Raw genomic sequence first — 14,063 nt, forward strand, 5'->3', positions numbered from 1 at the left:
CCGCCCGTGCCACGCGAATTTCACAGGCATGCCGTCGAGCGGGAACGGAACCCCCGGTACGAGAGTCTTCCCCAGAGGCCGCAGAGGACCCAATGGACCCAATGGACCCAATGGACCCAGAGGAGCCAGAGGAGCCAGAGGGCCCAGAGCGCGCAGAAGCACACAAGGCCGTACGAGACACGAGACCAGACCGTACGACGCGAAACAGGAGTCCGTGCACGAGATGAGTGACGAGCCTCAGCCGCAGCAGCCGAACCAGGGCTGGGCGCCGAGAGAGCCACAGACGGCCGGCGAGGGGAAGACCGGGAAACCCGAGCGGCCACGGCGCACCGGCTGGCGCCGGCTGATCCCGACCTGGCGCATCACGCTCAGCACCTGCCTCATCGGCGCCATGCTGCTGATCGGCGGCTTCTTCCTCGGCTACCACCTGGTACAGATCCCGGCCGCCAACGCGCTCGCCACCAAACAGTCCAACGTCTACCTGTACGCCGACGGCAGCGTCCTCGCCCGCGACGGCGAGGTCAACCGGGAAAGCGTAGGCCTCGCCCGCATCTCCAAGGACGCCCAGCACGCCGTCCTCGCCGCCGAGGACCGCGATTTCTACACCGAGTCCGCCATCGACCCCATGGCCATGGTCCGCGCCGGCTGGAACACCGCCACCGGCCAGGGCAAGCAGTCCGGCTCCACCATCACCCAGCAGTACGTCAAGAACTACTACCTGGCCCAGGAACAGACCATCACCCGCAAGGTGAAGGAATTCTTCATCTCGATCAAACTCGATCGTGAGAAGAGCAAGAACGAAATCCTCGAGGGCTACCTCAACACCAGCTTCTTCGGCCGCGGCGCCTACGGCATCCAAGCCGCCGCCCAGGCCTACTACGGCATCGACGCCAAGGACCTCACCGCCGCCCAGGGCGCCTACCTCGCCTCCCTCCTCAACGCACCCAGCCAGTACGACATCGTCGCCCACCCCGAGAACCGGCCCGCCGCCGAGGCCCGCTGGAACTACGTCCTGGACGGCATGGTCGAAAAAGGCTGGCTCACCGCCACCGAACGCACCGGAACCAAGTTCCCGATGCCCAAGGAGACCACCGTCTCCACCAGCATGTCCGGACAGCGCGGCTACCTCGTCAACATCATCAAGGCCTACCTCGACAAGAACGACATCGTCACCGAGGAAGACCTCGACCGCGGCGGCTACCGCGTCACCACCACCCTCCAGAAAGACAAACAAGACGCCTTCGTCAAAGCCGTCGACGACAAACTGATGTCCAAACTGGACAAGAAGAACCGCAAGGTCGACACCTACGTCCGCGCCGGCGGCGCCTCCGTCGACCCGAAAACCGGCAAGGTCGTCGCCATGTACAACGGCATCGACTACGTCAAGCAGTACACAGCCAACGCCACCCGCCGCGACTTCCAGGTCGGCTCCACCTTCAAACCCTTCGTCTTCACCTCCGCCGTCGCCAACGGCTCCCGAACCCAGGACGGCCGCCTCATCAGGCCGGGCACCCTCTACGACGGCACCAGCGAACGCCCCGTCCAAGGCTGGAGCGGCGACCGCTACGCCCCCGAGAACGAAGACCACCACGACTACGGCGACGTCACCGTCACCGAGGCCACCGACAAATCCATCAACGCCGTCTACGCCCAGATGGCCGTCGACGTCGGCTCCGACAAGGTCAAACAGACCGCCATCGACCTCGGCCTCTCCCCCGACACCCCCGAACTGGTGCCCTCACCGTCCATCGCCCTCGGCGTCGCCCACGCCAGCCCGCTCGACATGGCCGAGGCCTACGCGACCCTCGCCAACCACGGCCGGCACGGCACCTACACCCTCGTCGAAAAAGTCCTGAAGGACGGCAAGCACGAGGTCGAACTGCCCGAACGGCACGAAGAACAAGTCGTCAGCCGCGAAGCCGCCGACACCACCACCTCCGTCCTGCGCAGCGTCGTCCAGAACGGCACCGCGACCGCCGCCCAGACCGCAGGCCGCCCCGCCGCCGGCAAGACCGGCACCGCCGAAGAGGACAAGGCCGCCTGGTTCGCCGGCTACACCCCCGAACTCGCCACCGTCGTCGCCGTCATGGGCCAGGACCCCGTCACCGCCGCCCACAAACCGCTCTACGGCGCCATGGGCCTGGACCGGATCAACGGCGGCGGCGCCCCCGCCGAGATCTGGGGCCAGTACACCCGCAACGCCCTCAAGGGCGAACCCGTCACCGACTTCGACCTCCAGCTCCAGGCCGGCGCCAACATCACCGAATCCCCGTCCGCCGGCACCTCCGACGAACCGGGAGCCGGCGAGGAGAGCGGCAGCCGGAAACCCGGCGACGAGTCCTCCGGCGACAACGAACGGAACGACACCCGGACCCCGGGCCGGACCGACGGCGGCAGCACCCCGCCCGGCGGCGACACCGGCGCCCCCACCGCCGGCGGCCCCACCGCCGACGCGGGCCCCACCGGCAACGACGACCCGGCGAACGGCGACGGCACCACCGAGGGAGACAACGGCGACGGCGACTCGACCGGCACCGGCGGCGACGACGACTCGGACCACGGAACCATCGCCGGCATCCCCCTCTCACCCCGCCGCCAGTGACACCGCACCGGATCAGTGACCCGAAGTCGCCTTCAGCCCCACCACGGCGACCAGCAGCAGACAGATGAAGAAGATCCGGGCGGCGGTCACCGGCTCCCCCAGCACCACCATGCCCAGCACCGCCGCACCGGCCGCACCGATCCCCACCCACACGCCGTACGCGGTCCCGATCGGCAGCGTCCGGGCCGCGTACGACAGCAGCACCATGCTCGCGACGATCCCCGCACCGGTGAACACACTCGGCCACAACCGCGTGAAACCGTCCGTGTACTTCATCCCGATCGACCAGCCGACCTCGAGCAGACCGGCGACGAGCAACAGAACCCAGGCCACGACAGACACCTCCGTGAACGAACTGAACGGTGGTGCGTCGTCTTTTCCTTCAGCCCGGTACGGCGCGTCTCGTCGGGTACCTCCAAGCTAGCAAAGACAGGAGAAAGGGGCTGGTGACCTTGATCACCAGCCCCCGAAGCCTCCTGAGGCCTTCGCCTACCGCCGATTCAGAGATACAGCCCGGTCGAATCCTCCGACCCCTCGAACCGGTCCGCGGCCACGGCATGCAGATCACGCTCGCGCATGAGCACGTACGCCGTACCCCGCACCTCGACCTCCGCACGGTCCTCCGGGTCGTACAGCACCCGGTCACCCGGCTCCACGGTCCGCACGTTCTGCCCCACCGCGACGACCTCGGCCCAGGCCAGCCGCTTACCGACCGCCGCCGTGGCGGGGATCAGGATCCCGCCCCCGGAACGCCGCTCGCCCTCACCGGTGTCCTGCTTCACGAGTACGCGGTCGTGCAGCATCCGGATGGGCAGCTTGTCGTCCGGGGAACTGTGCTCGTTTCTCTTGGCGCTCACGCCACGAACCTACCTGCCCCGGCTCAGCGCCTGCGCCGCCGGGTACCGCCCAGGGCGAACAGCCCCACCACCCCGACCACGACGAGCGCGACGGGCACGACCCGCTCCATCCGCGGCGCGCCCTCCTCGTCCACGAACTGCGCCTTCACATCGCTGACCACACGGTTGACCCCGACGTACGCCCGTCCGAGGGTGTGATCGACGCTGGAAGCGACCTTGGCCTTCGCATCGCCCACGATCGTCTTCGGATGCACCCGCATCCCGATCTCGTCGAGCGTCTCGGCCAGCACCTCGCGGCGGCGCTTGATGTCCGCCTCGATCTGCGCCGGGGTCCTGATGTCCGACGTGTCCGCCACCGTACGCCTCCGAAGTCTGCTCTGACGCTGTCCCGGACAGTCTGTCAGCTACTGGCGCCGCCGCACTGTCAGGACCCCCCGTTACGCTGGATCGATGAGCGAGCGACTCCAGCCCGGGGACCCGGCCCCCGCCTTCACCCTCCCGGACGCCGACGGCAACGAGGTGTCCCTGTCGGACCACAAGGGCCGCAAGGTCATCGTCTACTTCTACCCTGCCGCGCTTACCCCCGGCTGCACGAAGCAGGCGTGCGACTTCACGGACAACCTGGAGCTGCTGGCCGGCGCCGGGTACGACGTCATCGGCATCTCCCCGGACAAGCCGGAGAAGCTGGCCAAGTTCCGCGAGACCGAGTCCCTGAAGGTCACCCTCCTGGCCGATCCGGACAAGAAGGTCCTCGACGCGTACGGCGCCTTCGGCGAGAAGAAGAACTACGGCAAGACCTACATGGGCGTCATCCGCTCCACGATCGTCGTGGACGAGGAGGGCAAGGTCGAACGGGCCCTGTACAACGTCCGCGCGACGGGCCACGTAGCCAAGATCATCAAAGACCTGGGCATCTGAGACCCCGTCCTCACAGGGGCCGTACCGCACGACCGGTACGGCCCCTTCCGTTTATCGTGCGTGACTGTCCGATAACCGGTTCGTTACTCCGTACGAGGCCGCGAACGCGCGGTCGGGACGGAGGGGATGGGCCGGTGGGGAGCAGTACGTATACGCGGGAACGGCTCGCGGAAGCGGTTGCCGCCGCGCGCAACTGGACGGACCTGATGCGGCGGCTGGGGCTTCGGGGGAGCGGAGGACAACGCCGGGTACTGCAGGAGAAGGTCGCTGCTTACGGGCTCAGCACCAGCCACTTCGTCAAGCGCAGCCCGTGGTGCAAGTACCCGGACGCCGCCATCGCGGTGGCTGCCGCATCTTCGTCTTCACTCCGCGAGGTAGCCCTCAAGCTGGGCGCCACTCCGGCCACCGGGACGCTCTCCCACATTCGCCGCCGGATCAGCGCTGCGGGAATCGACGTGAGCCATTTTCCCGGGTTGAAGGGGCCCGAGCCGGACCTGCCCTTCACACCAGAGGAGCTGAGCGCCGCCGCAGCGACGGCCACGAGCCTCCGCGGTGTGGCCAGAGCCCTGGGTGTACCGGACGACAGCCGCTCCCGCGCGACCCTGCAGCGCATGCTGCGCGACCAGGGCATCGACACGGGCCACTTCTCCCACCGTCGCGTCACTGTCCCCGAGGGCGCTTTGCGGGAAGCGGTGAAACACTCGTCGAGTTATGCGGACGTCATGCGTCGGCTCGGCCTGGACGTCAACGACACCAACCACCGGCGCGTCCGACGGGCAGCCGACCGACTGGGTCTTGATACGAGCCACTTCAGACGCCGGTCATGGGCTCGGCCAGGACGCCCCGCGCCCGAGCCTGTCGCCCCACGCGTGCTCATCAAGCTGCCGCTCGACGCCGGTCGGACGAACCGAACGCAACTCCACCGAGCCCTGACCGAGATCGGCGTGCCGTACGCATGCGAGACCTGCGGAAACAGTGGCGAGTGGCGGGGGCAGCCCATCACCCTGCAGATCGACCACGTCAACGGCGACTGGCGTGACAATCGCCGCGAGAATCTGCGTTATCTCTGCCCCAACTGTCATGCTCTGACAGAGACCTGGTGCCGGCGGAAGAGGAAGGCACCTCTCGCCGAGCGAACCGTACTGCCCGTAGACTGAGCGCCGTCGGTCGAGCGTGATGACCGTTTTTGAGCGGCCGTGATGGAATTTGGCAGTCATGCTGGGTTTAGGTCCCAGTGGGTTCACACCCGTGTGGGTTCGAGTCCCACCGGCCGCACACCACAGGAGGGGCCCTCCCCAACGGGCGGCCCCTCCGCCGCTCTCAGCCCAACAGCTCCCGCACCACCGGCACCAGCGCCCTGAATGCCTTCCCCCGGTGGCTGATCGCGTTCTTCTCGTCCGCGCTGAGTTCCGCGCAGGTCCTCGTCTCGCCCTCCGGCTGGAGGATCGGGTCGTAGCCGAAGCCGCCCGTGCCGACGGGGGTGTGGCGGAGGGTGCCTCGGAGCCGGCCCTCGACGACCCGTTCCGTGCCGTCGGGCAGGGCCAGGGCCGCCGCGCAGGCGAAGTGGGCGCCGCGGTGTTCGTCGGCGATGTCGCCGAGCTGGGCGAGGAGGAGGTCGAGGTTGGCCTTGTCGTCGCCGTGGGTGCCGGACCAACGGGCGGAGAAGATGCCGGGGGCGCCGTTGAGGACGTCGACGCAGAGGCCGGAGTCGTCGGCGACGGCGGGGTGGCCGGTGGCCTGGGCGAGGGCGTGGGCCTTGAGGAGGGCGTTCTCGGCGAAGGTGACGCCGGTTTCCCTGACGTCGGGGATCTCCGGGTAGGCGTCCGCGCCGACGAGGTCGTGGGGCAGGCCTGCGTCGGCGAGGATGGCCCTCAGTTCGGTGATCTTTCCGGCGTTGCGGGTGGCGAGGATCAGGCGGGTCATGGGTTCAGTATCGCGGCCCTCGCCGGCCCGCTCGCACCGCCCTTACGGCGTTGCCGGCCTTCGTCCCTTACGGCGTGCAGACCTTCGTCAGTTCGCCGGCGGCGTCGGTGACGGGGCTGAGGTCGGGGGTGTTGTCGCCGTTCTCGACCGAGGTGCGGACGTTGCCGATGGCCTTGCCGAGGTCGTCGACGGCCTTGCTGACGTCGGCGTCGTCGGTCTGGTCGCCGATCTTGTCGAGGTTCTTGTCTATGGAGTTGAGGGATTCCTCGAGCTGCGTCGGGTCGTTGGAGGCGTTCTCCACGGCCTGCTGGAGTGCGGTGACGCTGTCGGCGATGGCGTCGGCGGTCTGGACGCAGTCGAGGGCCTTGTCGACGGCGTCGCATCCGGTGGTGAGGCCGGTCGTCAGGGCGAGGGTCGCCACGGCTGCGGCGGTGACGGTGATGCGGCGAAGGCGTCGGTGGCGGCTCGCGGCCATGGGTCTCGGTCCCCCCTTGGGACAGGGCCGGGTGGCCCGTGTGCGGTCGGTGCGGCGTCGGGCGTACGGCGGGTGTGTCCGGCCGTACGCCCGTAGAACTGCTGTGCTTCTGTACTGCTAGTGACGCGGTGGTGGGCGGCGGAGTTGCGTGTCCGGGCCGTCTTTCTTGATGCGTCCTTGGGGTGCTCTTTACTTTTCGACGACCGTGCCGAGGGCCTTGCGCTGGAGTTCGGCGAGTTCGGTGCAGCCGGCGGCGGCGAGGTCGAGGAGGGCGTTGAGTTCGTCGCGGTCGAAGGGTTCGGCCTCGGCGGTGCCCTGGACCTCGACGAAGCGTCCGTCTCCGGTGCAGACGACGTTCATGTCGGTGTCGGCGCGTACGTCTTCCTCGTAGCAGAGGTCGAGGAGGGGGGTGCCGTCGACGATGCCGACGGAGACGGCGGCGACGGTGCCGGTGAGGGGCTTGCGGCTGGGCTTGATGAGTTTCCTGGTGGTCTGGGCCCAGGTGATGGCGTCGGCGAGGGCGACGTAGGCGCCGGTGATGGCGGCGGTGCGGGTGCCGCCGTCGGCCTGGAGGACGTCGCAGTCGAGGACGATGGTGTTCTCGCCGAGGGCCTTGTAGTCGATGACGGCGCGCAGGGAGCGGCCGATGAGGCGGCTGATCTCGTGGGTGCGGCCGCCGATGCGGCCCTTGACGGACTCGCGGTCGCCGCGGGTGTTGGTGGCGCGGGGGAGCATGGCGTATTCGGCGGTGACCCAGCCTTCGCCGCTGCCCTTGCGCCAGCGGGGGACGCCTTCGGTGACGGAGGCGTTGCAGAGGACTTTGGTGTCGCCGAAGGAGACGAGGACGGAGCCTTCGGCGTGCTTGCTCCAGCCGCGTTCGATGGTGACGGGGCGGAGTTGCTGGGGGGTGCGGCCGTCGATGCGTGACATGCGGGTGAGCCTAGCGGGGCATGGGGAGGGGCCCTTCCCGTGGTGTGTGGTGGGAGGGGCCCCTGGGGCGCTTTTGGGCGCCGGGTGCGGGCGTTCTTCGGCGCCGGGTGCGGGCGTCTTCCGGTGCCCGGTGCGGGCGTCTTCCGGTGCCCGGTGCGGGCGTCTTCCGGTGCCCGGTGCGCTGGGGGCGCGCTTACATCATGTCTTCGATTTCCGCGGCGATCGGGTCGGCGTCGGTGCCGATGACGACCTGGATGGCGGTGCCCATCTTGACGACGCCGTGGGCGCCGGCGGCCTTCAGGGCGGCTTCGTTGACGAGGGCGGGGTCGTTGACCTCGGTGCGGAGGCGGGTGATGCAGCCTTCGATCTCGTCGATGTTGTCGATGCCGCCGAGGCCGGCGACGATCTTCTCAGCCTTGCTGGCCATGTTCCTTCTCCCTGATCCGAACCGCTTTGTCGCAGTAACCCACAGTTGGCCCATCTTCGCGAGCGTTCATACGGTGTGTACCGAATGATGGCGTCACGTCAGCGGAACCGTCGTCAACTGGTCTACACCACCCGGCCGACGGCCGCCAAACCGCCTCCCGCCGAGGGGGACTCCGAGGGGACCGGAGGGAGACCGGATGAGTGCCGACAGCGCGGTCAGCCCTGCTCGTGCCCGTTGGAACAAGGGGTTCCAGGGCTTGCAGAAGATGGGCCGCAGTCTTCAGTTGCCCATCGCGGTGCTGCCCGCGGCCGGCATTCTCAACCGGCTGGGGCAGCCGGATGTCTTCGGGGACGACGGGCTGGGCTGGTCGAACGTCTCGAAGGTGATGACGGGCGCGGGTGGTGCGCTGCTGGACGGGTCGTTGGGGCTGCCGCTGCTGTTCTGTGTGGGTGTGGCCATCGGGATGGCGAAGAAGGCGGACGGTTCGACGGCTTTGGCGGCGGTGGCGGGGTTCCTCGTCTACTTCAACGTGCTGCGGCAGTTTCCGGAGGACTGTCCGGAGGGTTCGGAGGCGGTGGCGCAGGTCGGGTGCCGGCTGACGGACGGGTCGGGGGCGGTGACGGCGTTCACGTTCCAGAACCCGGGGGTGTTCGGCGGCATCGTGATGGGGTTGCTGACGGCGTATTTCTGGCAGCGGTTCCATCGGACGAAGTTGGTGGACTGGCTCGGGTTCTTCAACGGGCGCCGACTGGTGCCGATCATCATGGCGTTCGTGGCGATCGCGTTCGCTGCGCTGTGCCTGTGGGTGTGGCCGCCGATCGGTGACGGGCTGGAGGGTTTCAGTGACTGGCTGACAGGGCTGGGCGCGTGGGGTGCGGGTGTGTTCGGGGTGGCGAACCGGGCGTTGCTGGTGATCGGTCTGCATCAGTTCCTGAACGTGCCGATGTGGTTCCAGTTCGGTTCGTACACGAAGCCGGACGGCTCGGTGGTGCACGGGGACATCAACATGTTCCTGGCGGGTGATCCGGACGCGGGTCAGTTCACCTCGGGTTTCTTCCCGATCATGATGTTCGCGCTGCCCGCGGCCGCGTTGGCGATCACGCACTGTGCGAAGCCGCACCGGCGCAAGGAGGTCGGCGGTCTGATGCTGTCGCTGGCGTTGACGTCGTTCGTGACGGGGATCACGGAGCCGCTGGAGTACTCGTTCCTGTTCATCGCTCCGGTGCTGTACGCGGTGCACGCGGTGCTGACGGGTGTGTCGATGGCGGTGACGTGGGGGCTGGGGGTGAAGGACGGGTTCAGTTTCTCGGCGGGGCTGATCGACTACGTCATCAACTGGAATCTGGCGACCCGGCCGTGGCTGATCATTCCGATCGGTCTGTGTTTCGCGGTGGTGTACTACGTGGTCTTCCGGTTCGCGATCATGAAGTTCGATCTGCGGACTCCGGGGCGGGAGCCGGAGGAGGAGGTGGAGGACGTCACGAAGGTGTAGACCTCTCGTACCCTCACGTACCCTTTGCGGGTGGTCTTACGGAGGCCCTCGGACCGTTCGCCCGGTCCGGGGGCCTTCGGCGCGCCTCTGCGCGGGCGGGTGCGCGCACGTACGCGCGCGGGCGCGTGCGCGGTGCTGATCGGGTACGGGGTGTAGTGCCCCGGTCGCGGAATCGCGGGTTCCTTACGCGGCCTTCATCGTGCTACAACAGGTCTACACCACTGAGTGGTGTAGACCACCACCCGATGGAGGAAGTATGAGCACCGCCACCGACAAGGCGGCCCCCGCAAAGAAGCGGGGTTCTGGTCTTTTCCAGGGTTTGCAGAAGGTCGGCCGCAGCCTGCAGCTCCCGATCGCCGTGCTCCCGGCGGCGGGCATCATGGTCCGGCTCGGCCAGGACGACATCTTCGGCAAGGACGGCCTGGGCTGGGACCGGGTCGCCGCCGTCTTCAACAACGCGGGCGGTGCCCTGACCGGCTCGCTGCCGATCCTGTTCTGCATAGGCGTGGCCATCGGCTTCGCCAAGAAGGCGGACGGCTCGACCGCGCTGGCCGCGGTGGTCGGCTTCCTCGTCTACAGCAAGGTCCTGGAGGCCTTCCCGGTCACCGAGGCGGTGGTCAAGCAGGGCGAGGACGTCGCGGCGACGTACAACAACCCGGGTGTCCTCGGCGGCATCATCATGGGTCTGCTCTCCGCCGTCCTGTGGCAGCGGTTCCACCGCACCAAGCTGGTGGACTGGCTCGGCTTCTTCAACGGCCGCCGGCTGGTGCCGATCATCATGGCCTTCGTCGGCATCGTGGTCGGTGTCTTCTTCGGTCTGGTCTGGGAGCCCATCGGTACCGGCATCTCCAACTTCGGCGAGTGGATGACCGGTCTCGGCGCGGGTGGCGCGGCCCTGTTCGGCGGCGTGAACCGTGCGCTGATCCCGGTCGGCATGCACCAGTTCGTCAACACCGTGGCCTGGTTCCAGCTCGGCGACTTCACGAACGCCGCCGGTGAGGTCGTGCACGGCGACATCACCCGCTTCCTGGCCGGTGACCCGTCCGCCGGCATCTTCCAGTCGGGCTTCTTCCCGATCATGATGTTCGGTCTGCCGGCCGCCGCGATCGCCATCGCGCACTGCGCCCGCCCGGAGCGCCGCAAGGCCGTGATGGGCATGATGGTCTCCCTGGCCGCGACCTCGTTCGTCACCGGTGTGACCGAGCCGATCGAGTTCTCGTTCATGTTCATCGCGCCGGTCCTGTACGTGCTGCACGCGGTGCTCACCGCCATCTCGATGGCGATCACCTGGGGTCTGGGCGTGCACGCCGGCTTCAACTTCTCGGCGGGTGCCATCGACTACGCCCTGAACTGGCACCTGGCGACCAAGCCCTGGCTGATCATCCCGATCGGTCTGGTGTTCGCGGTGATCTACTACGTGACGTTCCGCTTCGCGATCGTCAAGTTCAACCTGAAGACCCCGGGCCGCGAGCCCGAGGAGGAGATCGAGGACCTCACGAAGGCGTGAGTCCCCGCCGTAGCGCATGACGCGGGCCCCGGAACCGGGATGGTTCCGGGGCCCGCGTCATGCCCGGGGCGCCTGCGTACGGGTTCGATCTCATACACCGTCGTACGGATCAGGTCTCGTACACCGTCGTATGGATCAGGTCTCGTACACCGCCGTACGGGTCAGATCTCGTACACCGCGCCCGGTGCGGCGACCTCCACCGTCCCGTCGTAGGCCTCGCGTGCGTCGGCGAGGTTGACCTGGGGGTCGGTCCACGGGGGGATGTGGGTGAGGACGAGGCGCCGGGCGCCGGCGCGGGCGGCGCTCTCGCCCGCCTGGCGGCCGTTGAGGTGCAGGTCGGGGATGTCTTCCTTGCCGTGCGTGAAGGCGGCCTCGCACAGGAACAGGTCGGTGTCGCGGGCGAGTTCGTCCAGTGTGGCGGTGACGCCCGTGTCGCCGGAGTAGGTCAGGGACCTGCCGCCGTGCTCGACGCGGACGGCGTAGGCCTCGACGGGGTGGGCGACGCGTTCGGTGTGCAGGGTGAAGGGCCCGACCTCGAAGGTGGACGGCTTGACCGTGTGGAAGTCGAAGACCTCGCTCATGGAGGAGGCGGAGGGGGTGTCGGCGTAGGCGGTGGTGAGCCGGTGTTCGGTGCCCTCGGGTCCGTAGACCGGGAGGGGGTCGCAGCGGCCGCCGTCGTGCCGGTAGTAGCGCGCCACGAAGTAGGCGCACATGTCGATGCAGTGGTCGGCGTGCAGGTGGCTGAGGAAGATCGCGTCGAGGTCGTAGAGACCGCAGTGGCGCTGCAGCTCGCCGAGGGCGCCGTTGCCCATGTCGAGGAGCAGCCGGAAGCCGTCGGCCTCGACGAGGTAGCTCGAGCAGGCCGATTCCGCGGACGGGAACGACCCCGAGCAGCCGACGACGGTGAGCTTCATGAAGCAGAAACCTCCGCTGGCGGGTGTGGAGAGACGGGGGTCGTGCGGTTTGTCGAGCGTAAGGCGCAAAACCTGCGGTCGCTCCTCCGCCAGGGGCCGTTGTGGGCGAACTCACCTGTGGTGTCACCGGTTCGGCTGGTCGCGGGGCGCGCGGGACCACCGGGGGGCGCGCGGGGGCGGTGTGCGCCGGTACGGTCGTCGGTATGGACACGTCCTGGTGGCTCGCTCTCGCGGCGGTGGTGCTGCTCGCGCTCGTCGCCGCGGTCGTCGACGGCTGGGGGCGGGGGCGTCGGCCGCCCCGGCCGGGCGGCAGCCGGCGTCCGCCGGGGCGGCCGACGGGGCCGAGGGGGCGGGCGGCGCGGCCGCGGCCGGCGGAGATCTGGTGGGCGAACGTGCCGTACGAGGACCGTGACGGTGCGAAGGACCGGCCGTGTCTGGTGCTTTCGGTGCGCGGACGGCGGGTGCTGGTCGCGAAGATCACCAGCCGGTACCGGGACGAGCGGGCCGGGGTGGTCACGCTGCCGCCGGGCTCGGTCGGGGACGCGCGGGGGCGGACGAGCTTCCTGGAGACGGACGAGTTGCGGGAGGTTCCCCTGGGGGACTTCCGGCGCCGGGTGGGTGTGGTGGACCCGGCCCTGTGGGACCAGGTCCGTCACCTCGCGTCGTAGGGAACGTCGTGCGGAACGTCGTGGGGAATCCCGGCGAGCCCCGTCAGGCCCAGAGCTGGCCCTGGAGGGTGTCGATGGCTTCCTCGGTGGTGGCTGCCGTGTAGACGCCGGTGGAGAGGTACTTCCAGCCGCCGTCGGCGACGACGAACACGATGTCCGCGCTCTCGCCGGCCTTCACCGCCTTGTTGCCGACACCGATCGCGGCGTGCAGGGCGGCGCCGGTGGAGACGCCCGCGAAGATGCCCTCCTGCTGGAGGAGCTCGCGGGTGCGGGTGACCGCGTCGGCGGAGCCGACCGAGAAGCGGGTGGTGAGCACGGAGGCGTCGTACAGCTCGGGTACGAAGCCCTCGTCGAGGTTGCGCAGGCCGTAGACCAGGTCGTCGTAGCGCGGTTCGGCGGCGACGATCTTCACGTCCGGCTTGTTCTCGCGCAGGTAGCGGCCGACGCCCATGAGGGTGCCGGTGGTGCCGAGGCCGGCCACGAAGTGGGTGATGGAGGGCAGGTCGGCGAGGATCTCCGGGCCGGTGCCGGCGTAGTGGGCGCCGGCGTTGTCGGGGTTGCCGTACTGGTAGAGCATCACCCAGTCGGGGTGCTCGGCGGAGAGTTCCTTGGCGACCCGTACGGCGGTGTTGGAGCCGCCCGCGGCCGGCGAGGAGATGATCTCCGCGCCCCACATGGCGAGTAGGTCGCGACGCTCCTGCGAGGTGTTCTCGGGCATGACGCAGACGATGCGGTAGCCCTTGAGCTTGGCGGCCATGGCGAGCGAGATGCCGGTGTTGCCGCTGGTCGGTTCGAGGATCGTGCAGCCCTTGGTGAGGCGGCCGTCCTTCTCGGCCTGCTCGATCATGTGGAGCGCGGGGCGGTCCTTGATCGAGCCGGTCGGGTTGCGGTCCTCCAGCTTGGCCCATACCCGGACGTCGTCGGACGGCGAGAGCCGCGGCAGGCGCACCAGGGGGGTGTTGCCCACCGCGGCCAGCGGGGAGTCGTAGCGCATCGCCGATCAGGCCATACCGCCGGCGACGGCCGGCAGGATCGTGATGCTGTCGCCGTCGGTCAGCTTGGTGTCGATGCCGTCGAGGAAGCGGACGTCCTCGTCGTTCAGGTAGACGTTGACGAAGCGGCGGAGCTGGTCCCCGTTCGCCTTGTCGATGAGTCGGTCCTGGATGCCCGTGTGCCGGGTCTCGAGGTCGGCGAAGAGCTGGGCGAGGGTGTCCCCGGTGCCCTCCACGGCCTTCTGGCCGTCGGTGTACTGGCGGAGGATGGTCGGGATGCGGACCTCGATGGCCATGGCTGAGGGCTCCTGTCGGAAGGTGTCGTGGGTTCGGTGGGGCGCGCGGTGGCGCGCGGCAG

General features: G+C 68.7%; 16 protein-coding genes, 1 tRNA gene and 1 riboswitch. Of the genes, 7 read left to right on the forward strand and 10 right to left on the reverse strand.

Going from position 1 to position 14,063, the window contains the following annotated elements; genetic code table 11:
* Nucleotides 1-223: 223 nt before the first annotated feature.
* A complete protein-coding gene (locus tag ACP4J0_RS26395) occupies nt 224-2,602 on the forward strand; it encodes a transglycosylase domain-containing protein (RefSeq protein WP_426601226.1) in 2,379 nt (792 codons plus the stop codon).
* A 12-nt stretch (nt 2,603-2,614) separates the two neighbouring features.
* On the opposite strand, the gene ACP4J0_RS26400 is transcribed toward ACP4J0_RS26395, so the two are convergent.
* The 3 genes from ACP4J0_RS26400 to ACP4J0_RS26410 all read right to left on the reverse strand — a co-directional run bounded on the left by ACP4J0_RS26400 (nt 2,615) and on the right by ACP4J0_RS26410 (nt 3,815).
* On the reverse strand, nt 2,615-2,935 hold the full coding sequence (locus tag ACP4J0_RS26400) for a DMT family transporter (RefSeq protein WP_165685864.1): 321 nt from the start codon (nt 2,933-2,935) through the stop codon (nt 2,615-2,617).
* Nucleotides 2,936-2,966: 31 nt separating this feature from the next.
* Nucleotides 2,967-3,036, reverse strand: a riboswitch (guanidine-III (ykkC-III) riboswitch).
* 66 nt (nt 3,037-3,102) lie between these two features.
* The gene (locus ACP4J0_RS26405) at nt 3,103-3,459 is read right to left on the reverse strand and encodes a GroES family chaperonin (RefSeq protein ID WP_426516736.1); all 357 of its coding nucleotides are present in this window, start codon (nt 3,457-3,459) and stop codon (nt 3,103-3,105) included.
* 23 nt (nt 3,460-3,482) lie between these two features.
* Nucleotides 3,483-3,815, reverse strand: coding sequence for a DUF3618 domain-containing protein (locus tag ACP4J0_RS26410; protein ID WP_426601227.1), 333 nt, complete (start codon nt 3,813-3,815; stop codon nt 3,483-3,485).
* A gap of 94 nt (nt 3,816-3,909) precedes the next feature.
* Here ACP4J0_RS26410 and bcp point away from each other — a divergent pair, with 94 nt between their 5' ends.
* The 3 genes from bcp to ACP4J0_RS26425 all read left to right on the forward strand — a co-directional run bounded on the left by bcp (nt 3,910) and on the right by ACP4J0_RS26425 (nt 5,652).
* The gene (gene bcp / locus ACP4J0_RS26415; protein ID WP_426601228.1) at nt 3,910-4,377 is read left to right on the forward strand and encodes a thioredoxin-dependent thiol peroxidase; all 468 of its coding nucleotides are present in this window, start codon (nt 3,910-3,912) and stop codon (nt 4,375-4,377) included.
* A gap of 134 nt (nt 4,378-4,511) precedes the next feature.
* Nucleotides 4,512-5,534 (forward strand): HNH endonuclease, encoded by a 1,023-nt coding sequence (locus tag ACP4J0_RS26420; RefSeq protein ID WP_426601229.1) that lies wholly within the window; start codon nt 4,512-4,514, stop codon nt 5,532-5,534.
* 33 nt (nt 5,535-5,567) lie between these two features.
* Nucleotides 5,568-5,652 (forward strand) — tRNA-Leu (locus tag ACP4J0_RS26425).
* A gap of 45 nt (nt 5,653-5,697) precedes the next feature.
* Here ACP4J0_RS26425 and rdgB read toward each other — a convergent pair.
* The 4 genes from rdgB to ACP4J0_RS26445 form a co-directional block, all read right to left on the reverse strand.
* Nucleotides 5,698-6,300, reverse strand: a complete 603-nt coding sequence (rdgB, locus tag ACP4J0_RS26430) for an RdgB/HAM1 family non-canonical purine NTP pyrophosphatase (RefSeq protein ID WP_426601230.1) — start codon at nt 6,298-6,300, stop codon at nt 5,698-5,700.
* 67 nt (nt 6,301-6,367) lie between these two features.
* Nucleotides 6,368-6,775 (reverse strand): hypothetical protein, encoded by a 408-nt coding sequence (locus ACP4J0_RS26435; protein WP_426601231.1) that lies wholly within the window; start codon nt 6,773-6,775, stop codon nt 6,368-6,370.
* Nucleotides 6,776-6,964: 189 nt separating this feature from the next.
* The gene (gene rph, locus ACP4J0_RS26440) at nt 6,965-7,705 is read right to left on the reverse strand and encodes a ribonuclease PH (protein ID WP_426601232.1); all 741 of its coding nucleotides are present in this window, start codon (nt 7,703-7,705) and stop codon (nt 6,965-6,967) included.
* 193 nt (nt 7,706-7,898) lie between these two features.
* The gene (locus ACP4J0_RS26445; protein WP_003975905.1) at nt 7,899-8,132 is read right to left on the reverse strand and encodes a glucose PTS transporter subunit EIIB; all 234 of its coding nucleotides are present in this window, start codon (nt 8,130-8,132) and stop codon (nt 7,899-7,901) included.
* A 196-nt stretch (nt 8,133-8,328) separates the two neighbouring features.
* Here ACP4J0_RS26445 and ACP4J0_RS26450 point away from each other — a divergent pair, with 196 nt between their 5' ends.
* Together ACP4J0_RS26450 and ACP4J0_RS26455 are read left to right on the forward strand one after the other, a co-directional pair.
* Nucleotides 8,329-9,624, forward strand: a complete 1,296-nt coding sequence (locus ACP4J0_RS26450) for a PTS transporter subunit EIIC (protein ID WP_426601233.1) — start codon at nt 8,329-8,331, stop codon at nt 9,622-9,624.
* Nucleotides 9,625-9,880: 256 nt separating this feature from the next.
* Nucleotides 9,881-11,131 (forward strand): PTS transporter subunit EIIC, encoded by a 1,251-nt coding sequence (locus ACP4J0_RS26455; RefSeq protein ID WP_426601234.1) that lies wholly within the window; start codon nt 9,881-9,883, stop codon nt 11,129-11,131.
* Nucleotides 11,132-11,292: 161 nt separating this feature from the next.
* Here ACP4J0_RS26455 and ACP4J0_RS26460 read toward each other — a convergent pair whose 3' ends face one another.
* On the reverse strand, nt 11,293-12,045 hold the full coding sequence (locus tag ACP4J0_RS26460; protein WP_426601235.1) for an MBL fold metallo-hydrolase: 753 nt from the start codon (nt 12,043-12,045) through the stop codon (nt 11,293-11,295).
* A gap of 203 nt (nt 12,046-12,248) precedes the next feature.
* Between ACP4J0_RS26460 and ACP4J0_RS26465 the strand changes: the two genes are divergently transcribed.
* Nucleotides 12,249-12,713 (forward strand): type II toxin-antitoxin system PemK/MazF family toxin, encoded by a 465-nt coding sequence (locus ACP4J0_RS26465; RefSeq protein WP_426601236.1) that lies wholly within the window; start codon nt 12,249-12,251, stop codon nt 12,711-12,713.
* Nucleotides 12,714-12,756: 43 nt separating this feature from the next.
* Here the strand turns inward: ACP4J0_RS26465 and ACP4J0_RS26470 are convergent, their stop codons facing one another.
* Nucleotides 12,757-13,707 carry a PLP-dependent cysteine synthase family protein gene (locus ACP4J0_RS26470; protein WP_426601237.1) on the reverse strand — a complete coding sequence of 317 codons (951 nt, stop codon included), beginning with the start codon at nt 13,705-13,707 and terminating at the stop codon, nt 12,757-12,759.
* Between the two features lie 6 nt (nt 13,708-13,713).
* Nucleotides 13,714-14,001, reverse strand: coding sequence for a MoaD/ThiS family protein (locus ACP4J0_RS26475; protein WP_426601238.1), 288 nt, complete (start codon nt 13,999-14,001; stop codon nt 13,714-13,716).
* Nucleotides 14,002-14,063: the final 62 nt, after the last annotated feature.

It is taken from the genome of Streptomyces sp. WG7, assembly GCF_049975785.1.
Lineage (GTDB): Bacteria > Actinomycetota > Actinomycetes > Streptomycetales > Streptomycetaceae > Streptomyces.